This window comes from Pseudoalteromonas sp., assembly GCF_036960685.1.
Taxonomy (GTDB): domain Bacteria; phylum Pseudomonadota; class Gammaproteobacteria; order Enterobacterales; family Alteromonadaceae; genus Pseudoalteromonas.
Genome location: NZ_JBALXK010000009.1, coordinates 94350 through 116305 on the forward strand (window position 1 = coordinate 94350; position 21956 = coordinate 116305).

Genomic DNA, 21956 nt, shown 5'->3' on the forward strand with positions numbered 1-21956 from the left:
GTTAAGTACCAATTAGCGTACCTAACACGAAGGAAACATTTGTAAGATGAGAAGGAACTGTATTAATCATGCGCTCATCCGCTAATACACACCCGCGTTTACTGGTTGTAGACGACGAATACTTTAATTTTGAGATGCTTAAAGTCGCTTTATCAGCGGATTTTGAGCTCAGTTATGCTGAATCAGGTAAGAGCTGTTTATCGTCGGCCATTGCCAATCCACCGGATGCTATTTTACTTGATGTTTGTATGCCCGGTTTAGATGGCTACGATACCTGTAGAATGCTGAAGAATACCCCTGAAACGCGCGATATACCTATTGTGATGGTGTCGGGATTAGAGTCAGCACAAGAACAACAAGCCGGGTTTGATGCCGGTTGTGATGCGTATGTGGTGAAACCTTTTTCTGTAGTGGGGTTGTTGGAAAAAATAAATACTGTGGTGTAGGAGGTCAAATGCTCAATGAAGATAAACGTAACTTTAGACGTATGCAATTAAATGCCCGTGCCAAACTAACGACTCTTGAGCCAATTGCGGATCAACAATTTGATGTAGTCTGTGTCGATTTAAGTGCGACAGGGCTGTCAGTTCATTTGGATGAATTACTTGAACTGGGCACCATTGTAAAGGTTAATATTGACTCTACTAGCCCCGCTATTGCACCATTGGATGCAACCGCGAGGGTAATTCGTGCCAGCAAAGAGAGTGATGGCACGGTAACTGCGGGGCTTGAGATAATGCAGTTCAATTAACCTGATGAACTTAGGTTAATTCATTGCAGTCAGTTTAGTACACTTTACAGATCAGGCCTTTTAAATAAAAACCTTCAGGGTAGCTACCTGCGATAGGGTGATCAGCCGCTTGATTTAAGCGTTCCATGATCAATAAATCTTTGCCTGCATCAAGCGCTGCATCAGCAACTACTTTTTGAAATAAGTTTTGATCCATTAACCCCGAACATGAGAACGTTAGCAAGGTGCCACCAGGTTTTAGAATTTGCATGGCAATCATATTGATATCTTTATAACCACGACATGCGCCTGTTAGCTGTGCTTTGTTATCGGCAAATTTTGGTGGGTCCATCACGATAGTATCAAATAACACACCGTCTTCGCGATATTGGCGCAATAGCTTAAACACATCCTGTTTAACAAAATCAACACGGTTTAAATCTAACTCGTTGTGCTCAACATTGCGCTTAGCGGTATCAAGTGCAGGTTGTGATACATCAACGTTAGTTACATGTTCGCAGCCGCCGCGCAGTGCATATAATGAAAATGTACCCGTGTAACTAAAGCAGTTAAGTACTTTTTTATCTTTTACAAAACGCTCCAATGCAGCACGGCTATCACGTTGATCAAGATAGAACCCCGTTTTATGACCTTCAAGAATATCGACTTCAATTTTAAAGCCGTTTTCTTCAATTAATACGGGTTGCTCGGGTTTATTACCCCATAACACGCCCATGGTTGGCTCTAAACCTTCTTTGCTGCGCACATCGACATCAGAGCGTTCATAGACATTACAGCCTGGGAAAATATCAATTAAAGCACCCACTATTTCACCTTTATGGCGCTCTGCACCGGCACTTAATAACTGACACACTAAAAAGTTGTCAAATTTATCAATGGTCACGCCTGGTAAAAAGTCAGACTCGGCGGCACATAAACGAAACCCGGTTAAGCCACCCTCAGCAATTACTTGCTCGCGTGCAGCTAATGCGCGACGTAAACGACGCTCAAAAAAAGCTTGGTCGATGACTTCTGTTTCATCAAAGCTCCAAACACGGGCACGAATTTGTGAGTGCGGGCTGTAAGCCGCCGTGGCTAAATATTTACCATTGTTATCGTGAATGGTTACTGTGTCACCTAAACTCGGTTTACCTTTTATTTTTTTGATGGCTTTTGAAAACAACCAAGGGTGTTTTCTTTTTAGTGATTTTTCACGACCAGCTTCTAGGTATACGACAGATGACATTAGGCTTCTCATTACGGATAAATTAAGAGCGTATTTTAGTGAAGCAGGCTCGAACATACAATGAATGTTTTGCACAACCCCCTATAACCGCGGTAAAGTAATGGTAATTCAATGCATTAATTTGAAATTACAGAATTTATGGAACAACGTTTGCCCGTTTTAGCATTATCTGAGCCGTTACAACAGCTAGAAAATCATTGTCGTGCCTTCATTATGTCGTTAGTAAGTGCTGATGTCGCCCACGATATAACTCATATAGAACGCGTAGTGAGAGTCGCGAAGCAGTTATGTGTTGCTGAGCAGGCGGATATGAACATTGTTTTACCAGCGGCATGGTTACATGATTGCGTTGCTGTTGCAAAAAATCACCCTGATCGAGCTAAAGCATCGACGATGGCAGCAGATAAGGCTATTGCTTTTTTAACCACGATTAATTATGACCCGCAATACTTCAGTGCTATTTATCACGCCATTGCTGCACACAGTTTTAGTGCTAATATCGCGATTGAAAGTGTTGAAGCGCAAATTGTCCAAGATGCCGACCGAATGGATGCATTAGGGGCGATTGGCGTTAGCCGTTGTATGAAAGTAGGGGGCTCAATCGGGCGCAATTTGTATCATCCAGAAGATCCATTTTGCCAGCACCGAACAGCTGATGATACTTTGTATACATTGGATCACTTCTTCATCAAGCTATTACATATTGCAAAAAGTATGAATACACCCTCAGCAAAAGCAGAAGCCGCACGTCGTACTGAGTATATGCAGGTGTTTATTGAACAACTTAAATCGGAGATAGGCTAATGGCACTCCCTTATTTATCTGGTGTCGATCATTGCCATTTAAATGTGGCAAATCTTGAGCAAGCGGTCACGTGGTACAAAACGGTATTAGGTTTTCATATTGTGCCTGAGCTGGCTGTTTGGGATGAAGGGAAAGGGCCTTTAACCTTAGAAGATACTGGTGCGACTGTCCGTTTAGCGCTATTTGAGGCCGAAGGCAAAAGTAAAGGTATTGCGTTTGGTGCATCTGGAGAGCAGTTTATCGCTTGGCTCAAGCATTTCCATGAGCTAAATATTAAAACTGTGCTTGCAGATCATCAGCTGACATATTCGGTTTATTTTCAAGATTTAAGTGGCAATAGCCATGAAATTACCTCCCATGACCATGTTTACATAACTGCGAATATATAACACCTATACAGGGTTAATTTTGATAGTGTGAGTACACTTCTAAAATCGCACCTAGCTGGCCTTCAAATAACGCAATGAGCTGTGGATCAAAGTGTTTGCCAGCTTGCCCTCGCATATGCGAAAGCGCTTCATCAATGCTCCAAGCTTGTTTATACGGGCGTTTAGAGGTCAGTGCATCAAATACATCGGCAATCGCAACAATTCGCCCTTCAATAGAAATTTGCTCGCCTTTTAGACCCTTTGGATAACCAGAACCATCCCATTTTTCATGATGCTCCATGGCAAGTAGGTGTGCCAGTTGCAATAATGGCGATGGTGAATTGGCTAATATTTTTGCGCCAATTTGCGCATGCTCTTTCATATACTCAAACTCGTCGCTTGTTAATTTACCCGGTTTGAGTAGTATTGCATCAGGGATGCCGATTTTACCTATGTCGTGCATCGGGGCAGCTTGTCTGAGTAGCTCAGCATGTTGTTCATTCATGCCATAAGCCAGTGCTAAAATTTTACTGTATTTACTCATGCGAACAATATGCTCACCGGTATCGGTATCTTTGTATTCGGCGGCGCAGCCTAAGCGATGGACTAAATCTACATGGGCTTGTTTTAATTGTTCAGCTTGCACCAAGGATAAGTGGGTTTTAACTCTAGCACGCACGATAGCAGGGCTGATAGGCTTAGTAATGTAATCTACAGCGCCAATCTCAAAACCTTTAAATTCATCACTTTCATCGGCAAGAGCAGTGACAAAAATAATCGGAATATGTTGTGTTTGCGGGTTCTCTTTTAAGCGCAGGCATACTTCAAACCCACTCATGTTCGGCATCATGATATCGAGCAGAATAAGCTTTGGTAGCTCTTTTTCAACTAACGCAAGTGCAGCATCTCCTGATTTGGCAAAAGATAGGCGATATTGATTACCCAATACTTCACGCATTACTTTAAGGTTTGCGGGCTCATCATCAACAATTAAAACACGCGGACGTTCAGTATTAAAATCCATCAATTTGCCTCCATCTTTACTGTTTGGTTAAGTAACGAAATTAACGACTCTAAGTTAGTTTGAGCGCTGTCAAAATCAAACTGGTCAAAAAACTCAATGATGCTGTCAATATCGCTTTGGTAATTGAGCGGCGCATAGGTTTTAATTTTTGTTAATAGCTCATCATTTAATTCCGCATTTTCAGCATGTTGATATAACTGCTCGCACAGTGTTTTAAATTCCGCTAGTGAAATCGCCTGCGTTACTTGTTCGTTATCTGCAAGTGTAGCGGGTTTACAGGCTAAAGTGTTTTCGCGCAGTAATACGTTTACGCTGCTCAGCTCTGTCTGCAGTTGTGCAATAATTTCAGTTTGCTGCTGCGCTGATGGCGCTTTTTCAAGTTCAGAGAATAATTTCATCATAGTGGGCAAACCTAAATTACCTGCTAGCCCTTTTAACGTATGTAGACTGCTGTGTGGATCATCTAATGCATTAATTCCGCCGCTAAAGAGGGCATCACAGAGTATTTTTTGCTCATCAACAAAACGTTGTATTTGCGTTAGCTGCTTACATTTACTGCCCCAAAGCCGAGCACCTTTTTTGAAATCAATGTGTTTTGCTTTAGGATCACTTTGTTCAATTAGTATTTCTTTTTTAAGCCCAAAACCAAGCACTTGCGATATTTCTTGGTTGAGTTGATTAATATCAACGGGTTTATTAGCAAAGCCATTCATACCAGCTTTTTTCGCAGTTAATTTATCTTGTTGTAAAACACTGGCGGTTAGGGCGATGATTGGTGTGTTCTTTAATTGCCGCTGTTGTTCTATTTCGCGTATTTTTTGGGTTGCAGTAATGCCATCGCAGTGAGGCATATGTATATCCATTAAAATAACGTCAAAATCGTGTTTTTCAAACGTATCTAGGGCTTCAAAGCCATTACTCGCGGTGCTGATTGTGTGATGATCTCGAGCGAGTAATAATTGTAATAACTCGACATTTTGCTCAATATCATCAACAACTAAAATACGCAGCGGTGGTAGCTGTGTGTGCAATCCATCAAAATAATTGACCAGAGTTTCATCGCCAGGCTCCAGCGGTAATGAAAAGTAAAAACAGCTGCCTTTATTTTCTTCGCTGACTACGTTGATCATGCCACCCATTAATTCAACTAACTGTTTGCAGATGGTAGTACCAAGGCCTGTTCCGCCAAAGCGTCGTGTTGTTGTGCCATCAGCTTGTTCAAAAGGTTGAAATACCGCTTGAAGACGATCTTTGGCGATACCAATACCGGTATCTTGCACTTCAAAAAATAACTGATTGTTCTGTGTTGTACTAACGCTAACATTCACGGAGCCTTGTGCAGTAAACTTAACCGCATTACCAATTAGGTTAGTTAACACTTGGCGAAGACGATCTGGGTCGCCGTAATAAGCCTGCTGTACTGAATCTTTAATCGTTAGGGTTAACTCAAGATCTTTCTTTTTCGCCTCTAACCAAAATGTTGAAATAATGCTATCGAGCACCGGTTGTAGATTAAAATGCACTGGCTCAATTGTCAGCTTACCTTTTTCCAGTTTTGCTGAATCCAGAATTTCATTTAAAAGGCGTAGCAGCGAGCGTGCTGCATTGTTAACGGTTATTAAGTGTTTTTGTTGGGCTTGATCAAGTGGGGTATCCATCAATAAGTCACTAAAACCAATGATCGAATTCATTGGTGTGCGAATTTCATGACTCATATTAGCCATAAATGATTGCTTAGCTTGGGCTGCATCTTCAGCGGCTACTTTGGCAAGCTTTAACTTATCCTCGTATTCACGGCGTTCACTAATATCAACAATGACACCATCTATCCAGATGGCTTGACCTTGCTGATCAAATTCAAAACTGCCTTTTTCAAGCACCCATATCAATTTGCCATTACGGTGGCGTAATCTGTACTCAATTGAATATTGCGATTTGCTAGCAATGGCCTCTTCAATTGATTGGTTGATCCGCGGTATATCATCGTTGAAAATTAAGTTACCAAATTCTATGTGTTTATTAATAAATTCAGACGGCAGGTAACCGGTCACTTCATTGATGCTGGGGCTGATAAAAATCATACTCCAATTTTGATTCAGTTCGCAGCGAAACACGACCCCAGGCATATTGTCCATCAGCGAGCGATATTGTTGTTCTTTCTCGACAAGGTTCTTTTGTAATTTACGTTGCTCGGTCAAGTCGGTAATAAAGCCAACAAATATAGAATCTTGGCCTGGCTGGGTTGCTTCACCAATCCCTAAGCGAATAGGAAATAAATGGCCATCTTTGTGCTTTGCTAAAATATCACGGTTCACGCCAATGATTGCTGAGATATCAAGAGTGTTTGCTTCTGTTACATTGGTATCGTGTTGTTTAGCAACCTCAGCAGCCATTAACATTTTAACATTTTTACCTTTTAGCTCAGATTCTTGCCAACCAAAAATTAATTTAGCCGCATTATTTATACTGAGAATTTGTCCGTGATGATCAACTGTTACTATGCCATCTATTGCGGTTGATAAAATTGCGGCTAGTCTTGATTCACTACCGGTTTTCTCTTCAAGCAACATGCGATAACGCACCATGCCGTTAATAATCGCAACAATCGCGGTTAAAATAATGGTGGCAAACACCACACTAATGGCAACAAATGTGAGTTCTGAACTATCACTGTCATCACCAATTAATGGTGAGGTTGCGACAAACCGGGTGGCGGCCATGCCCATATAATGCATGCCCGCAACAGCAAAGCCTAAAATAGTGGCGCTAATCAACCGCGTTTGCACAGCAGTGAAAGATGGAAAGTGCTTAGCAATATTAAACCGCGAATATAAAGAAACAAACGCCAGTAGCACTGCAACGATAATTGATAGGCCAAACATGAGAGGATCATAACGTAGTAAAGGACTTAGTTGCATTGCGGCCATACCGCTGTAATGCATGGTGCCAATGCCTGCGCCAAGTAAAATAGAAGGGACGACTAAACTCATAATTGTGCTGTTACTTTTAACGAGTAGCGATCCGGCCGTTAAGCAGGCTAAAAAAGCGGGGATAAACGAGAACAACGTCAGTTCTGGATCATAACTAATATTTGTACAAAGTGAGAATGCGAGCATGCCAATAAAGTGCATACTCCAAATACCGCCAGCGAGTACCAAGGATGCCGTGGAGTTGGCAAGTTTTTGATAACCTTTAAAACGTGTTTCCTTTGCAATGTCGATCAAATAAGCGGCAAAGTAAGCGGCAAAAATAGCCGTTAAAACCGACATTGTTACTAAAAATGGGTCGTACACACCATTGATAATAAGACTAGGATCTTGATCCGTAATAAAAAAAACAGACAGCATAATGGCTCAATACATTATAATTTCAGTCGCAGTTAATAGTTCTGAAATTGTGGTTGATACAAATAATTAATTCTTGTGCCAGATGCTTACCGTCCATTTACATGCATTGCTACAAAAATTTACAAAATTAAAAGCTATGTAAAATCAAGTTACTAAGTTTTGTTAAAAGCAATGATAGCACTATTTATAACCAGTATTATAGTCGGTATTTATCCGCAACTATTTATTAATTTATGCACTTAAAGTATGAAATAATTATCGCGTCATCCGTTTTACAAACACCACCACGAATAGCGCAAGAGAGAAACTGCCGCAAAACGCTTCGATGGCGGCAATAAAGCGGGAAAAGCCAACCGGCGTAATATCCCCATATCCTAAAGTTGTGAATGTAACCACGCTAAAATAAAAGCTATTCAATAGCGCGGATAAATTATCGCTTAATGATGCACCGGTATTGAGCTGCATTAGCCGCCCTGCATCCAGCACTCCAAAAACAAAATAGCACAGCGCACAACAAATGATTAATGACAGGCTAAAGCGGATCACGTTTTCAGGCTTTTCGCCGTAGCCACACAGCATATCAATACAGCTAGATGCTAATCGTTTTTTTGAGCCCCGCGGATACTGGGCGTGTCGCATTCTGAGTTCTTTATAAGTAAAATGACCCGCCAGCTCAAACAGACCTTGCTGTTCGGATGCTTTGCGTAAATTACGAAATATTTCTTCGGATTGTTCAAATAGGTCAAGTGCTGCGGTTGTATCTTTTTTCTTTAGTGCTGTTTTGGCTTGTTGTTCCTGTAATAGCTCAGTGCCTAAGTTAATGTTGTCAATGCGTGTATTGTTGAGCTTTATACCCAAAAGGTTGGTGTCTTGTAGGTTACAATAATGCAGGCTTGCATTGTGTAAGGTGGCTTTCATCAGTGAGCCGTGGGTTATTTTATTATTAAATAGGTGAGCATGGGTTAACGTTGCACGATAAAAATTACTGTAGGATAAATCAAATCCTTCCTCGTCATCTTGTTTTATTAAATTAAGTCCCGTGAGGTTAGCTCGTTGTAATTGTAATCCTTGTAATAATCCCCCTTTTTTTGCATAGCGTTCTAGCTTTTGGGTTAGATCTAACCCTGACTTATCAAATTTTTCGTCATGCCAAAAACAAAAGCCCGAGCCCATGTCTGTTTCTTGGCAATTGTGGCCATCAGGAGAGGTATAACTACAACAAGGCTTATCTGGCATCTGTGACGTCGCTTTATTTAATTCTACTTAGTTATAGATTAGCAGTTATTTTGCAGGGTAAGATAGCCACCTATCATTTAGTTAAATAACTGCTGGCCAGTTGCAAGAGTTAGGTTTGTTTGAATATACATTGAAACGTAGTCGCCGCCGCAAAACAGTGGCAATCAAAGTACAGCAACAAAGCGTTACCGTTTATGCGCCAGTAGGGGTTGCTAAACAGGAACTTGAAAGCTGGTTACTGAGTAAAAGTGATTGGATAACGACACAAATTCAGAAGCAAAGTCAGTTACTCGATACTCGGCAATATCCTTTAAAAGATAATAGTATTCTCGTTTTTGCACAGCCAATGGCGCTACTCTATGGAACTAACTCACGCTGTGAATGGCGGGTGGTTAAAAATCAGCCCCAGCCGACGCTGCAGTTAAACTTATCTGGGCGGGTTAAACACCAACACGCTATGTATCAAAGTTTACTTGAAGAGTTTTTGCATGAGCAACTCGAAAGTTATATAGAAATGCGCGTGCATCATTATTGTATAAAAATGGCAGAAGCGTTACCGAGCAGTATTCGTATCCATACTTATAAACGTCGTTGGGGTAGTTGTAATCGACGCCGAGAGCTGACTTTTAATTTATTACTCGCCAGCGCACCAACGACTATTATCGATTATGTCATTGTGCATGAACTTGCCCACTTGAAATATTTAAATCATAGTATGGCTTTTTGGCAGCGAGTCAGTGAGTTTTATCCTGAGTATAAGCAAGCAACAAAATGGCTAAAGGAGCAGGGTGCAAGTTTGTCTTGGGTGTTTGAATGAGTTAGCGAGAGTAAAGCTAGCGAGAGTAAAGTTAGCGAGAGTAAAGTTAGCGAGAGTAAAGCTAGAAAGAAAAGTGGTGGAGGGAGCTGGATTCGAACCAGCGAAGGCTGAGCCGTCAGATTTACAGTCTGATCCCTTTGGCCGCTCGGGAACCCCTCCACACTAATTTTGTTACATTTGGCCCCACTTAACTGAGCGATAGAAAAGTGGTGGAGGGAGCTGGATTCGAACCAGCGAAGGCTGAGCCGTCAGATTTACAGTCTGATCCCTTTGGCCGCTCGGGAACCCCTCCAATGCAACGGCGCTGATAATAGCAAAGTGAGTATTTAAGTAAAGAAAAAAGCTAAAGAAATATCAAATAAAGCCGATAAATATCCATTACCTACTTTAATCGGCTAAAGTCTATGCAAATCGATGATTTGTTAATCACAGAGAGTCAACTAAACAATCGTCTTGCTAAAAGTGTGAGTGAATCACGCCGTGGTGAGTTTGCATTGTTATTAGCAATGCTTTCTCATGATGCGCTCGATTTTAGTCAGTTTCATTTACCTAAAACGCCATTTGATGCTCATGGGGCGAGCCAAAATGAAACGCAATTACGTGAACAGTTAGGCGCAGGCCCTGAACAAGCACTCGCGCCTGCGCAGTTTGATATGCTGATTGGGCAATATAATGCACAACGTTTACAGCAAGGGGGTATGGCTGACATTCGTTTGCGTGCATGCCTTACACCAGAGCCATTAGTGATCCGTGATGACAAAACGCATATTCCACTGATAGTGATCGATAATTGTGAACCGGTCGTGCGTAAGCGCCATTTAAATAAAGAAACTCAATTAGATCATCCGCAAATGGATGCCGCTGCATTCTACGATAGTTTGAATAATGCTGACCTTCATCAACCCTTGCACCTTGCACGAGCGTAATGTTAGGCTAACAATGTTATCGGCAAGACGACTTTATTTGCTTTACTGTAAAAAAAGCATCCAAAAACTAAATGCAATTGCTATAATGGCTGCAAATGGTGTTGCCAATTTATTTGGTATTTATGCCATCATCATTAAATCAAGGTAATTAGGAACGTAATGAAGAAAACATTCACGCTGAATCATGAGAAAATCAAATACCCTCGCATGGTAGATGCTGCAAAGCATGAAGTAAAAAAGTATTTGAAAAGAGAGCGTAACAAAACATTGCCAATAGATGCTGATTACTGGGCATTTGATTGTAAATTTGGTAACACAGCTGAAGATGCGCAAGTTGTGCATGTAGCTGAAATCACTAATTCAATTAGCGAGATTGAAAAGCAAGGCTTAGAGTCTTTCTATGTTGAAATCATTGCTCGACCTGCACAACGTCAAGTGCAAGACTTTGATGATGAAGTGTAAAAGTAATTGATTTGATGAAAAAACGGGCTGCTTAGCCCGTTTTTTTGTGCCTGCAGTTATTGTTTGAAATCCTATCCAAAGTAGCCAATTAACGCACTGTCTCGGTGCGAGAACAACAATCATCTTCTGTAAATAACTTTAATTCATTGATTTTTAATTAAAAATAAACTTGGTTCTGTAATTGCTTTGGATCCTAACAATGTAGTGAGGAGATTCAATTATGGCCAGAATGAGTTACATCAGTAGCGTTGAGCGTTACCAAGAATACCAACCCGTGATCCATGAATTACTCGATTCAATTTTAGCAAGCCTTGCTGATGGCATTAAAAAGCAACAAGACAACCGGCATTTAGTAAATCAATATCCATTTTTGGAACTGCAATACTGTTTAGATAGAAACGGTGTGCAGCTAGGTAATAATGTCTGTTTTAAACGCCAATATATGAAAACCTTAAATAATCGTGGTGATGCACAAGATTTAAGTGAACGGCCTTATTTTCAAGATATTCAAAAGCAATCTCAGACTCGTTTTACTGCGCCATATATTTCGATTGCCACTAATCATTTATGTATATCGGCTGTCAAAGCACTCAACGATTCCCATGGTGAGCAAGCTTACTTAGTGATTGATGTATGCTTGACCCAATTAATTGAGTTTATTATGGGCGATTGCACCCGCGCAACTATGACGCCATTTTTCAAAGCAGGCTATGGCATTATTGTTAGCTGCTTATTTTGCTTGGTGTTATTTTTACTTTATCGGGTGTTTGGCGACATTTACAGTTTGTTATTTAAAACCTCGTTAGCCGAAGATCCGCTTGAGCCTTTTAGTATCATTATTTTTATAACTTTAGCACTGGCTATTTTCGACTTGGGTAAGACCATTCTTGAAGAAGAAATTTTGATGCATAAAGACATCTTTAGGCACAGCTCAACACGTAGAACTATAACGCGGTTTATTTCGACTATCTTGATTGCCGTGTCTATTGAAGCTTTACTGACTATGTTTAAAGCAGCGCTTGGCCAATCTCAGTATTTATTACCGGCTATTTATATGATGCTGGCAGTTGTGGGATTATTAATTGCGTTGGCGATTTATGTGTATTTAGGTGCTAAAGCGGAGACTTTGTTGTTGAGTACTCAACGGCATAGAAAAAATGTCTAAGTGATAAAATAATGGCTTGAAAATTCAAGCCATTATTTTATGAGGTGTTTATGGACGTTCTTGTTGGCGTTTCTTCTTAAAGTCTGAATCAGCTTGCCATGCAGGCCAATTACCGTTATTTGCCAGTTTTGAAGCTATATCAACGATCAGCTCAATGTCTTGTTTAACCCCGCCTAGTGACCACTGTGGTGAATAGTCATCAGCTTCTTTATGGTATTTATGGGCTATATAGTCAGGATCAGTATCACCTAAGCTCATAAACAATAAACTTGGTACACCTTGTTTTGCTAATGAGAAATGATCCGAGCGGAAAAATAGGCCGTTTTGCGGACGTGGATCCATCTTAACATGGCGTCCTTGTGCTTTGGCCGCATCAGCAAGGTAGTTTTCCATTTCCGACATCCCTTTGCCGTACTGTAGAATGTAATCAACGCCGTCTAAAACGTTCATACCATCTATGTTGAGTAATGCGACCATTTGCTTGGTTGGCACAATCTCACCGGTGGCAAATTGTTGTGAGCCTATTAAGCCTGTTTCTTCTGCGGTGAAGTTAGCAAATATGATTGAGCGTTTAAATGGGGTTTGTTCATGGATTTTACTAAGAATTCGCGCAATCTCAACGGTGGCAGCACTGCCAGAGGCGTTATCAACTGCACCGTTATATATCTTTACACCGTCATCCGTTTGCTTAGTGCCAAAATGATCCCAATGCGCGCCAATCACAATATATTCGTCAGGGCGCTCGCTACCTGTTAGTTGCGCTACCACGTTATGAGATTGCGCTTGTGATATCTCAGAGTTAAGTGTCAGGTCAGCTTTAGCGTTTAATGGTGTTGCTTTAAAATCTGGGCTTAGCGCTTTGGCCTTTTCTGTTTGATAATCAAGCCCTGCTTGAGCAAAAATGTCATTTGCCGCTTGCTCATCTATCCAGCCCATCACAGGAACATCCGAGGCATTTTTTTCATCATCTATAAGCGTATATTTACTGCCCGTATTCGAGCTTTCAACTACGCCCCACGGGTAAGCGGCAGGAGCTGTTTCATGGACTATTAATACGGCTTTTGCACCTTGGCGCGCGCCTTCTTCGTATTTATAAGTCCAGCGGCCATAGTAGGTCATGGCATTACCGGTAAATAGGCTTTCGTCTTGGGTTGCAAAACCAGGATCATTGACAAGCACGACGATAGTTTTACCTGTTACATCGATATCTGCAAAATCGTTCCAATGGTATTCAGGGGCGTTAATACCATAACCGACAAATACCACGTCTGAGTCGCTGACATTAATTGTTTCATTAATTTGCTGGGTGCGGGCGGTAAAATCACTTCCTGCATTAAAGCTTAAATCGCCAACTTTTAATGTCATGTTTTGATCTGGAGTCAGCTTTGCCATAGTCACAGGCTGTAAAAATTTGCCTTTGTAAGCGCCAGTTAAACCCAGCTTGTTATATTCATCGGCAAGGTAATTAATGGTTAAAGTTTCCCCCTCAGTTAAAGGGCCTCGACCTAAAAACTCATCAGACGCTAAAGTTTCAATCAGTTGATGGACGTTTTTAAGATCCACCGCGGGTTGGCTATCGGTTTGTTGGCTGTTATTTTCTGGCGCAGGCTCAGAGCAGCCAAATAAGGTGAGCAATGCCGTTGCCGTTAATACCTTGGAAAGTGTTGTTGTCATTTGATATCTTTCAATTATTTACTATCAGACTGATACCCTACCACTTATTAAAAACTAAGAGTAGAGCTGAATAATACCAATCGGCTTAAATATTTAACCATTCTAGCGTGCTAAATAAAGCGCTAACTGCGTTATAAATTTCTCAAGTAGAACAACTACATGTCGAAATTTATGCCTTGTTATCACTCTATTTATCTGTCGCTATAAATGGCTAATAACTTAACACGATTGGTATAAGATACAAAAAAACCAGCTGAAAAGCTGGTTTTTACAAGCGTAAGCGTAATCAAGCTATCAGAATTAAGCGTCTGCTAACTTTACGCGTATCTTACTTTTATCAACGCTGGTTTGATTTAATGCGGTGATTGCAGTTTTTGCTTCAGCCTCATCGGGCATTTCAACAAACGCAAAGCCTTTTGATTGGCCCGTTTCTTTGTCTAATACTAAATTACAATTAGTAACTTTACCGTGAGCGCTAAATAATGTGCGAATATCATGTTCGCTAGTTGTACGAGCTAAATTTCTGACTAATAGTTTCATGATGAACTCTATTTAAAAATGACTGCGGTAATTGTCTCAAGTAATCTTGGTATGACCTAATGATTAATTACAAACCAGTGAAATAAAGCATAACAAAGGCAGATATGAGCACCGTAATTATTTTTTAAGTACTATTGTAAAAACTGTTATCTTTTAAATGATGACAAAATTTAAATTTTTAATACGTTATGGATAAGCACATGCAAATAGACACAGATAAAATAGACGACGCTGCATTAGCACTGATGTATTTAACCTTGCACGACCATTGCCGTGCATGGAAACAAATTGATTAGAATATTACCAATCGATTACACGACAAAGGCTTAATCGACAACCCCATCGGCAAAGCTAAGTCAGTTGGACTGACGGAAGAAGGCCTAAAACAAGCCGAGCTATTGTTTGAGAATTTATTTACGAAATAGCAATTTTACCTGCACAGCATGCTGTAGAGTCTAATATATAGGCTGTCGCGATGTAAAATCGCTGCTACAAATGGTAAGTCCGCGTAGGCTCGGGTTTACCCCGCGCATTTTATAGTAGGGTATATTTATAAGAAATTGCTCGATGAAACCCCTAGTTCCTTTCATCTTTAACCTTGAGCCTTGCAATCATCCCCACAACTCCCATTAACACCACTACTATCCACACTGGCAAATTACCATATTGGCTATACACGCTGTCACCTTGAATGAGCTTGACGTTGACTTTTAAGGTATCGGCTTCAAATTGTGGCATGCTGATTTGAGTTTGACTAATTGGATCGTACACGCCGCTAATACCGTTGTTGGTGATTCGAATTAGTGGGCGTTGTAATTCAAGGGCACGCATTCGGGCTATTTGCATATGTTGGTGAGGGCCGTGGGAGGCACCAAACCAGGCATCGTTACTTACGGTAAATAAAATATCTGAATCATTGTGGTAATTACCACGCACTAAATCCGCAAACGCAATTTCGTAGCAAATGGCCGGTAAGATATTTAAGCCATTAGCATGTAAGTTATTTTGTACTTGGTCACCACGAGAAAATGATGACATGGGCAAATCAAATAAGGGAGCGATAGGGCGCAATATATCTTCAAACGGCACAAATTCACCAATAGGCAGCAATTGGTGCTTTTGGTAACGATTTTTACCTAGGTATTGATAATGGCCATGTTCGTCATCGCGTTCTTTATTACCAAGTACAATCAAGGTGTTGAAAATTGCTTTAGTGTCGCGTTGATAGTCAACAATACCAGTAATGAGGGCGGTGTTGTTAAATGAGGCTGCGCTATCTAAGCCTGCTAAATAGCTATCTGCAAGGGCTTCTATTTCAGGAACTGCGGCTTCTGGCCAAACGATTAAGTCTGCATCCCAATGCGGGCGTGTCATGTCTTGGTACTTACTCATCGTGGTCCAAAATTCACTCGGGTCAAAACGCAGATGCTGTTTGATATTGCCTTGTACCAGTAAGGTGCTAATGGTTTTATCACTGTAGCTGTTATTACGCGTATAGTGTGTAATAGCCAATAGTAAAGCGATGCTCAGCACCGTTGCTACTGTGGCTTTAAAGTTCCTTGTAAACAGCAGGCGGTAGAGTGCAAAGCCAATAGCGATACAAACAAGGGTTAAGCCAAATTCACCAATCACGGGGGCGAGTAGGTTAAGCGGGCTATCGGTTTGAGTATAACCAAAGCTTAGCCAAGGGAAGCCTGTCATTACCACGCCACGTAAATACTCAGTAACAGCAAAGCCACTAAGTAATAACAAACCATAGCTATTAGGGCCACTGGCAAAGCGTGTGGCAAACATAAAGGCTAAAGTAGGGTAAATGGCTAGATAAGCGCATAACAACACCATCAGTAGTACTGAAGCGATTAAAGGCATGCCGCCGAAGGTGGCAATGGACACATGCACCCAGCTGATACCAGCGCCAAACCAGCCAAGGCCAAAAATGAAACCGTATTTAGCGGCGCGCTTACTCGCTTTTTTACCGTACTGAGATTCAGGTTCAGTCGTGTGAGTTGTGTAGATTGCCAGCGCTAAGCAGGCAAATGTGAGGGGCCAAACCTCAAAAGGAGCATAGCTTAAAGTTAAAAGAAGGCCCGCAACCAGTGCGAGCCATGCTTTTTTATCTTTAGCTAAATGCAGGCAGTTAGTCAGTATTGTCTTCACTGTCGTTATCATCAGCCTTTGGCACGGTAACTTGTAATTGCAATAATCGACGATTATCAGCATTAGTTACTTTAAATTGAAAGCCATCAATCTCAATAAGCTCACCACGACTAGGCATGTGCCCAAAGGCATGAAGCACGGTTCCGCCGATGGTATCAGCGTCTTGTGTGCTGTAGCCTGTTTTAAAATATTCGTTAAAATCATCAACCGGTGTCAGTGCTTGTACAATAAACACGTGTTTTGCAAGTTGACGAATATCTAGTTGATCTTCTTCGTCGTGTTCATCTTCAATTTCACCAACGATGAGCTCAAGAATATCTTCTATTGTTACTAAACCAGATACGCCACCGTATTCGTCAATAACTAGCGCCATATGATAGCGTTGTTGGCGAAACTCATTAAGCAGCGTATCCACACGCTTACTTTCTGGTACAACAACCGCAGGACGTAAGTAATCGCGTAATGACGGCAGTAGCTCATCTTTGTTCAGAATAAGTGGTAATAGATCTTTTGCCAGTAGAATGCCTTCTATGTGGTCTTTATCTTCACATACCACTGGAAACCGTGAATGCGTAGAATCGACCATCATTGGAATGACTTCTTCCAGCGGTGCGTCAACTTCGAGTGTGATCATTTGTGAGCGCGGGATCATAATGTCTCGCACTTTTAACTCTGACACACCGAGCACACCTTCGATCATCTCTTTGGTTTCAGGATCTATGACATCCCGAACTTGCGCATCGGCAATTACTTCAGCCAGCTCTTCTCTATTCTGGGGTTCCCCTTGCAACATTTGGGTAATTCTACCCAACCAGGTCTTGCCAGAAGAACCCTGGCTAGTCTGCGAGTTATCGTCGCTCATTGCGTCTATTTGCTCCGTAAATTTAAATATCGTCCCGATATGGGTCTGCTATGCCTAATTCGGCAAGCAATTGCTTTTCAATGCTTTCCATCTCTTTCGCATCTTCATCCTTTATATGGTCAAATCCAAGTAAATGCAAGCATCCGTGGATCACCATATGAGCAAAGTGGTCATGAAATGACTTTTCTTGCTCTATTGACTCAGCTAATACAATGGCTGGGCATATCACTAAATCGCCAACCAAAGGCAGCTCTATTCCTGCTGGCGCTTCAAATTCAAACGACAATACATTCGTTGGTTTATTTTTACCACGGTAGTCATTATTAAGTTGTTGGCTTTGCTCTTCGTCAGCAATCACGATACTCAACTCTGACTCATCACGATATTGACTCAGCGCTTTGTTAGCCCACAGCGCAAATTGTTCTAGGCTAGGTAAGTTGTCAAACTCACAGGCTATTTGTAAATCTAATTCAGTGTTCACGGTATTACTCTTTAGTAGCAGGTTGTGCTTACTCTTGATTTGCGAGCAAGTCTTTAGCGCGCTGTTTTTCGGCGCGTTTTTGTCGCTCAGCTTCGTCGTTGCGCTCATACGCTTCAACAATACGGGCTACCACAGGATGGCGTACCACGTCTTGTGATTGAAAAAAGTTAAAGCTTATTTCGTCTACATCACTAAGCACTTCAATCGCGTGACGAAGCCCTGAGCGCGCACCACGAGGTAAATCAACTTGCGTTATATCGCCCGTGATCACCGCTTTTGAGTTAAAGCCAATCCGAGTTAAGAACATTTTCATTTGCTCAACCGTGGTATTTTGGCTTTCATCTAAAATAATAAAGGCGTCGTTAAGTGTACGACCACGCATAAAGGCCAGTGGCGCAACTTCAATAACATTTTGCTCCATTAATTTTTCGACTTTTTCAAAGCCGAGCATTTCAAACAATGCATCGTATAATGGGCGCAAGTATGGGTCGATTTTTTGACTTAAATCGCCCGGTAAAAAACCCAGCTTTTCACCGGCTTCAACCGCAGGACGAGTTAATAAAATACGACGAATTTCTTGGCGTTCTAAAGCGTCAACAGCGGCGGCAACAGCTAGGTAAGTTTTACCTGTGCCCGCAGGACCAATCCCAAAGGTGATGTCGTGGCGAAAGATATTCGAGACATAATGACCTTGGTTATCGTTGCGTGGCTTGATAACCCCACGACGGGTTTTGATCATCACTTCTTTGCCATACTCGTTCAGTTCATCTTGTTCTAATGCTGATGATTCACTGATTGCTAAATGAACGGTATTTGCTTCAATTTCGGTAATAACACCACGGACCGGCTGAGTTTCGACATATAAGTCTTTGAGAATTTCCATCGCGGCAAATGCGCTGGTGGTTTTTCCGGTGATTTTAAAGTAGTTATCGCGATGAGTAATTTCAACACCTAAACGGCGTTCAATGTGTTTGATATTTTCGTCAAACGGACCACATAAAGAGGAAAGACGTTTATTGTCGGAGGGTTCTAAATAAATCTCTAATTTTTTTAATTGATTACTCAAAATTGCTTCCTATTTTGATGTGCCAGCCAAGGCTGGCACAGTAAATTTCGCCTACGGAACGAAAGTCGCAACACCTAATTCATCAGGGATTACTTGCGGCTCTGGCTTTGCTGCTTTACTTAAAATCTCAGCTGGTGTAATTGCGCGGCGTAAGTTCATTTCTGATTCTGTACGAATTAAGTCACCACGTAAAGAGTTTGGTAGTGCTTCAGTGATACGTACATCAACAAACTGACCGATCACAGTGTGTGGGCCAATAAAGTTAACAACACGGTTATTTTCAGTACGACCGCGTAATTCCATCGGATTCTTCTTCGATGGACCTTCAACTAGGATGCGTTGCTCTGTATCAAACATTTGGCGACTGATCTGTTGCGCCATTTGGGTAATACGATTTTGTAACAGGTATAAACGCTCTTTCTTTTCTTGTTCGCTCACATCATCAGGTAAGTCTGCTGCAGGTGTACCTGGGCGTGCGCTGTAGATAAAGCTAAAGCTCATATCAAAACCAATATCATTGATAAGGTTCATGGTGGCTTCAAAGTCAGCAGTGCTTTCACCAGGGAAGCCGATGATAAAGTCTGATGACATACTTAAATTAGGACGAATTTTACGTAACTTACGAATTGTTGACTTGTACTCAATCGCAGTATGGCCACGTTTCATTAAGTTAAGAATACGGTCCGAACCACTTTGGACTGGTAAATGTAAATGATCAACAAGTTCCGGCACGTCAGCGTATGCGTCAATGATGTCTGGTGTAAATTCTACCGGGTGCGAGGTGGTATAACGAATACGGTCGATACCATCAATAGCCGCTACATAACGAATTAAATCTGAGAAGTAACAAATTTCACCATCATGGGTTTCGCCGCGATAAGCATTTACGTTTTGACCTAGTAAGTTTACTTCGCGTACACCTTGTTCAGCAAGTTGTGCAACTTCCAGTAATACATCATCAAGCGGGCGGCTTACTTCTTCACCACGGGTATAAGGCACTACGCAGAATGTACAGTATTTAGAGCAGCCTTCCATGATTGAAACGAATGCAGACGGGCCATCGGCTTTTGGCTCTGGTAAACGGTCAAACTTTTCAATCTCAGGGAAAGAAATATCGACCACAGAGCTGCCTTTGTTACCTTGCACTTGTTTGATCATTTCAGGTAAGCGGTGCAGAGTTTGCGGGCCAAAAATTACGTCTACAAAAGGTGCGCGTTGGCGAATTGAATCACCTTCTTGTGAGGCTACACACCCACCAACACCAATGATTAGATCAGGTTTATCATCTTTAAGTAGCTTCCAACGACCTAGTTGGTGGAATACTTTTTCCTGCGCTTTTTCGCGAATTGAACAGGTATTGAGTAGGATTACATCTGCATCCCCAGCTTCATCAGTTAACTGGTAGCCGTTGGTTGCATCGAGAAGATCAGCCATTTTCTGAGAGTCGTATTCATTCATCTGACAACCCCAGGTTTTAATATGCAGCTTTTTACTCATTGAAATATAGCCTCGTTTTCAATTCGGTAGTGGCACGATTGTGCGCTAAACAGGATAAGTGGCACGTTCGCTTACTTAAAGGACGCGTATTTTAGCTGGATACCCGCTTAGATCCAAGTATAGTTTTTATGTTTGTGAATTGAAGTCAAACAAAGCGTCTTTTATAGCGGATTAAGATGAAACTCACTCGCACTAATAAACAGAAGTACGATACAATCAAACGCACTGAAAATAGCCAAATTAGTGATGTAAAAATGATGAAAAATAAGGTTATTGTTGTCGGCGGTGGGATGGTCGGTGCAGCTACCGCAGTGCAGCTTGCAAAACAAGGATGCCAAGTAAGGGTGATTGAACAGCGTGTAATTAATGCCGCTGACGTTCTTGCTAGTGACAAAGTTGATATTCGCGTATCGGCAATTAATCGCTTTTCAGAAAATTTATTAGACGAGCTCGGCGCTATGGCTACTTTGCGCGCACATCGTCATGCGCCTTACCGACAACTGGAAGCGTTTGAACGAACGGGCGATAATTTATTGTTTGATTGCCTTGATATAAATACCACTCATCTAGGTCATTTAATTGAAAATAACTTAATTCAAGCAAGTCTCTGGCAGCAGTTTGCAGCGCATGACATTGAGGTGCTTGAGATTAGCCACCCGTTATCCGCGATTGAACAAGATGATCAACAAGTAACATTACATTACGCAGAACAACAGTTTTGTGCTGACTTAGTCGTTGCAGCCGATGGAGGGCAATCAATGTTACGCCAAAAAGCCGGTATTGGTGTTACAGGTTGGCAGTATGGCCAACATTGTATGGGCGTGCTTATTAAACTTGATGCTCCACAACAAGTAAAAACGTGGCAGCAATTTAAGCCCACCGGCCCCGTTGCATTTTTACCTATGCAGGCACCATACGCTAATTTAATTTGGTATGACGATGGCAGCAAATTACAAAGCTTAAAAAAGTTAACCCCTACAGAAATAAAACAGCAAGTATTGGATAACTTCCCGCCACTAGCGGGGGATTTTGAGGTTATAGAGCACGCCGTTTTCCCTTTGGCACGCCAGCATGCAAACCGTTACTCACAAGGGCGAATCGTGCTTGTAGGCGATGCCGCACATACTATTAACCCGCTCGCAGGGCAGGGCGTTAATTTAGGCTTTCAAGATGTTGTAGCGCTTGCCGATAAACTCAGCAATGTTGACGATATCGGTGCTGCACAGCACCTTAAGCAATATGAACACACTCGCCGTAAAGCTAACCTATTAATGATGAGTATGATGGATGCGTGTTATTTTGGCTTTTCTAATCAAGTAACGCCATTACAGTGGGCACGCAGTCGTTTTTTAAAGATGGCGAATACTACCGGACCGGTAAAAAACTGGGTTTTAAAGTACGCGATTAGTGGTGAACTTGGTTAGTTATACAAATAACTGGAGTGGGTGAAAGCTCACTCAAATACTATTTGATTAAAGATTAAAGATTAAAGATTAAAGATTAAAGATTAAAGATTAAAGATTAAAGATTAAAGATTAAAGATTAAAGATTAAA

The 21956-nt window shown here is 41.5% G+C and carries 20 protein-coding genes, 2 tRNA genes and 1 pseudogene; 10 read left to right on the plus strand and 13 right to left on the minus strand.

The features are described 5' to 3' along the window. Positions 1 to 68 precede the first annotated feature (68 nt). Together V7783_RS09700 and V7783_RS09705 are read left to right on the plus strand one after the other, a co-directional pair. Entirely contained in the window at positions 69 to 446 is a 378-nt protein-coding gene (locus V7783_RS09700; RefSeq protein WP_335678550.1) for a response regulator, read from the plus strand. Between the two features lie 8 nt (positions 447 to 454). Further along, entirely contained in the window at positions 455 to 751 is a 297-nt protein-coding gene (locus V7783_RS09705; protein ID WP_335678551.1) for a PilZ domain-containing protein, read from the plus strand. A 34-nt stretch (positions 752 to 785) separates the two neighbouring features. Here the strand turns inward: V7783_RS09705 and V7783_RS09710 are convergent, their stop codons facing one another. Continuing rightward, on the minus strand, positions 786 to 1976 hold the full coding sequence (locus V7783_RS09710; protein ID WP_301561957.1) for a class I SAM-dependent methyltransferase: 1191 nt from the start codon (positions 1974 to 1976) through the stop codon (positions 786 to 788). A 138-nt stretch (positions 1977 to 2114) separates the two neighbouring features. On the opposite strand from V7783_RS09710, the gene V7783_RS09715 reads away from it, so the two are divergent. Continuing rightward, positions 2115 to 2780, plus strand: a complete 666-nt coding sequence (locus V7783_RS09715) for an HD domain-containing protein (protein ID WP_404821537.1) — start codon at positions 2115 to 2117, stop codon at positions 2778 to 2780. Further along, positions 2780 to 3169: a VOC family protein gene (locus V7783_RS09720; protein ID WP_335678552.1), complete on the plus strand. Its 390-nt coding sequence runs from the start codon at positions 2780 to 2782 to the stop codon at positions 3167 to 3169. The genes V7783_RS09715 and V7783_RS09720 overlap by 1 nt, the downstream gene beginning before the upstream one ends. A gap of 13 nt (positions 3170 to 3182) precedes the next feature. Here the strand turns inward: V7783_RS09720 and V7783_RS09725 are convergent, their stop codons facing one another. The 3 genes from V7783_RS09725 to V7783_RS09735 form a co-directional block, all read right to left on the minus strand. Beyond that, positions 3183 to 4172, minus strand: coding sequence for a response regulator (locus V7783_RS09725; protein WP_335678553.1), 990 nt, complete (start codon positions 4170 to 4172; stop codon positions 3183 to 3185). Continuing rightward, positions 4172 to 7519, minus strand: a complete 3348-nt coding sequence (locus V7783_RS09730) for a PAS domain S-box protein (RefSeq protein ID WP_335678554.1) — start codon at positions 7517 to 7519, stop codon at positions 4172 to 4174. The genes V7783_RS09725 and V7783_RS09730 overlap by 1 nt, the downstream gene beginning before the upstream one ends. Positions 7520 to 7774: 255 nt before the next feature. After that, positions 7775 to 8755, minus strand: a complete 981-nt coding sequence (locus tag V7783_RS09735) for an ion channel (RefSeq protein ID WP_335678555.1) — start codon at positions 8753 to 8755, stop codon at positions 7775 to 7777. 115 nt (positions 8756 to 8870) lie between these two features. On the opposite strand from V7783_RS09735, the gene V7783_RS09740 reads away from it, so the two are divergent. Next, a complete protein-coding gene (locus V7783_RS09740) occupies positions 8871 to 9572 on the plus strand; it encodes a M48 family metallopeptidase (protein WP_335678556.1) in 702 nt (233 codons plus the stop codon). A gap of 74 nt (positions 9573 to 9646) precedes the next feature. Here the strand turns inward: V7783_RS09740 and V7783_RS09745 are convergent. Together V7783_RS09745 and V7783_RS09750 are read right to left on the minus strand one after the other, a co-directional pair. Then, positions 9647 to 9731: transfer RNA gene (locus V7783_RS09745), tRNA-Tyr, on the minus strand. A gap of 48 nt (positions 9732 to 9779) precedes the next feature. Next, positions 9780 to 9864 (minus strand) — tRNA-Tyr (locus V7783_RS09750). 112 nt (positions 9865 to 9976) lie between these two features. Here V7783_RS09750 and V7783_RS09755 point away from each other — a divergent pair. The 3 genes from V7783_RS09755 (at position 9977) to V7783_RS09765 (ending at position 12125) form a co-directional block, all read left to right on the plus strand. Then, positions 9977 to 10498 carry a VC2046/SO_2500 family protein gene (locus V7783_RS09755; RefSeq protein WP_335678557.1) on the plus strand — a complete coding sequence of 174 codons (522 nt, stop codon included), beginning with the start codon at positions 9977 to 9979 and terminating at the stop codon, positions 10496 to 10498. Positions 10499 to 10657: 159 nt separating this feature from the next. Next, a complete protein-coding gene (locus V7783_RS09760) occupies positions 10658 to 10960 on the plus strand; it encodes a DUF6172 family protein (protein ID WP_064668088.1) in 303 nt (100 codons plus the stop codon). A gap of 220 nt (positions 10961 to 11180) precedes the next feature. Further along, complete coding sequence (locus V7783_RS09765) at positions 11181 to 12125, plus strand: general glycosylation pathway protein (protein ID WP_335678558.1); 945 nt, start codon at positions 11181 to 11183, stop codon at positions 12123 to 12125. Between the two features lie 48 nt (positions 12126 to 12173). On the opposite strand, the gene V7783_RS09770 is transcribed toward V7783_RS09765, so the two are convergent. Both V7783_RS09770 and V7783_RS09775 read right to left on the minus strand, forming a co-directional pair. Beyond that, positions 12174 to 13799: a M28 family metallopeptidase gene (locus V7783_RS09770; protein ID WP_335678559.1), complete on the minus strand. Its 1626-nt coding sequence runs from the start codon at positions 13797 to 13799 to the stop codon at positions 12174 to 12176. Positions 13800 to 14099: 300 nt separating this feature from the next. Further along, on the minus strand, positions 14100 to 14339 hold the full coding sequence (locus V7783_RS09775) for an RNA recognition motif domain-containing protein (protein WP_064668085.1): 240 nt from the start codon (positions 14337 to 14339) through the stop codon (positions 14100 to 14102). A gap of 200 nt (positions 14340 to 14539) precedes the next feature. On the opposite strand from V7783_RS09775, the pseudogene V7783_RS21210 reads away from it, so the two are divergent. Beyond that, positions 14540 to 14764, plus strand: a pseudogene (locus tag V7783_RS21210) (DUF6429 family protein). Between the two features lie 151 nt (positions 14765 to 14915). Here the strand turns inward: V7783_RS21210 and lnt are convergent. The 5 genes from lnt to miaB are packed head-to-tail and all read right to left on the minus strand — an operon-like array spanning position 14916 to position 20402. Then, positions 14916 to 16496 (minus strand): apolipoprotein N-acyltransferase, encoded by a 1581-nt coding sequence (gene lnt, locus V7783_RS09785; protein WP_335678560.1) that lies wholly within the window; start codon positions 16494 to 16496, stop codon positions 14916 to 14918. Then, positions 16477 to 17358: a CNNM family magnesium/cobalt transport protein CorC gene (gene corC, locus V7783_RS09790; protein WP_335678561.1), complete on the minus strand. Its 882-nt coding sequence runs from the start codon at positions 17356 to 17358 to the stop codon at positions 16477 to 16479. Before corC ends, lnt begins: the two co-directional genes overlap by 20 nt. Before the next feature lie 22 nt (positions 17359 to 17380). After that, positions 17381 to 17839 carry an rRNA maturation RNase YbeY gene (gene ybeY / locus V7783_RS09795; RefSeq protein WP_064668080.1) on the minus strand — a complete coding sequence of 153 codons (459 nt, stop codon included), beginning with the start codon at positions 17837 to 17839 and terminating at the stop codon, positions 17381 to 17383. 28 nt (positions 17840 to 17867) lie between these two features. Next, positions 17868 to 18905 (minus strand): PhoH family protein, encoded by a 1038-nt coding sequence (locus tag V7783_RS09800; RefSeq protein ID WP_335678562.1) that lies wholly within the window; start codon positions 18903 to 18905, stop codon positions 17868 to 17870. A gap of 51 nt (positions 18906 to 18956) precedes the next feature. Further along, positions 18957 to 20402 carry a tRNA (N6-isopentenyl adenosine(37)-C2)-methylthiotransferase MiaB gene (gene miaB, locus V7783_RS09805; protein WP_335678563.1) on the minus strand — a complete coding sequence of 482 codons (1446 nt, stop codon included), beginning with the start codon at positions 20400 to 20402 and terminating at the stop codon, positions 18957 to 18959. A gap of 176 nt (positions 20403 to 20578) precedes the next feature. On the opposite strand from miaB, the gene V7783_RS09810 reads away from it, so the two are divergent. Then, positions 20579 to 21826: an FAD-dependent oxidoreductase gene (locus V7783_RS09810; protein ID WP_335678564.1), complete on the plus strand. Its 1248-nt coding sequence runs from the start codon at positions 20579 to 20581 to the stop codon at positions 21824 to 21826. Positions 21827 to 21956 lie beyond the last annotated feature (130 nt).

Excerpts from the sequence above, each read along its gene's own strand:
- V7783_RS09810 (WP_335678564.1), top strand. The coding sequence starts at position 20,579 with ATGAAACTCACTCGCACTAATAAACAGAAGTACGATACAATCAAACGC.
- V7783_RS09730 (WP_335678554.1), bottom strand. The coding sequence starts at position 7,519 with ATGCTGTCTGTTTTTTTTATTACGGATCAAGATCCTAGTCTTATTATC.
- V7783_RS09760 (WP_064668088.1), top strand. The coding sequence starts at position 10,658 with ATGAAGAAAACATTCACGCTGAATCATGAGAAAATCAAATACCCTCGC.
- V7783_RS09765 (WP_335678558.1), top strand. The coding sequence starts at position 11,181 with ATGGCCAGAATGAGTTACATCAGTAGCGTTGAGCGTTACCAAGAATAC.
- V7783_RS09735 (WP_335678555.1), bottom strand. The coding sequence starts at position 8,755 with ATGCCAGATAAGCCTTGTTGTAGTTATACCTCTCCTGATGGCCACAAT.
- V7783_RS09720 (WP_335678552.1), top strand. The coding sequence starts at position 2,780 with ATGGCACTCCCTTATTTATCTGGTGTCGATCATTGCCATTTAAATGTG.
- miaB (WP_335678563.1), bottom strand. The coding sequence starts at position 20,402 with ATGAGTAAAAAGCTGCATATTAAAACCTGGGGTTGTCAGATGAATGAA.
- V7783_RS09705 (WP_335678551.1), top strand. The coding sequence starts at position 455 with ATGCTCAATGAAGATAAACGTAACTTTAGACGTATGCAATTAAATGCC.
- corC (WP_335678561.1), bottom strand. The coding sequence starts at position 17,358 with ATGAGCGACGATAACTCGCAGACTAGCCAGGGTTCTTCTGGCAAGACC.
- V7783_RS09715 (WP_404821537.1), top strand. The coding sequence starts at position 2,115 with ATGGAACAACGTTTGCCCGTTTTAGCATTATCTGAGCCGTTACAACAG.
- V7783_RS09775 (WP_064668085.1), bottom strand. The coding sequence starts at position 14,339 with ATGAAACTATTAGTCAGAAATTTAGCTCGTACAACTAGCGAACATGAT.
- V7783_RS09770 (WP_335678559.1), bottom strand. The coding sequence starts at position 13,799 with ATGACAACAACACTTTCCAAGGTATTAACGGCAACGGCATTGCTCACC.
- V7783_RS09725 (WP_335678553.1), bottom strand. The coding sequence starts at position 4,172 with ATGGATTTTAATACTGAACGTCCGCGTGTTTTAATTGTTGATGATGAG.
- V7783_RS09710 (WP_301561957.1), bottom strand. The coding sequence starts at position 1,976 with ATGTCATCTGTCGTATACCTAGAAGCTGGTCGTGAAAAATCACTAAAA.
- V7783_RS09755 (WP_335678557.1), top strand. The coding sequence starts at position 9,977 with ATGCAAATCGATGATTTGTTAATCACAGAGAGTCAACTAAACAATCGT.
- V7783_RS09700 (WP_335678550.1), top strand. The coding sequence starts at position 69 with ATGCGCTCATCCGCTAATACACACCCGCGTTTACTGGTTGTAGACGAC.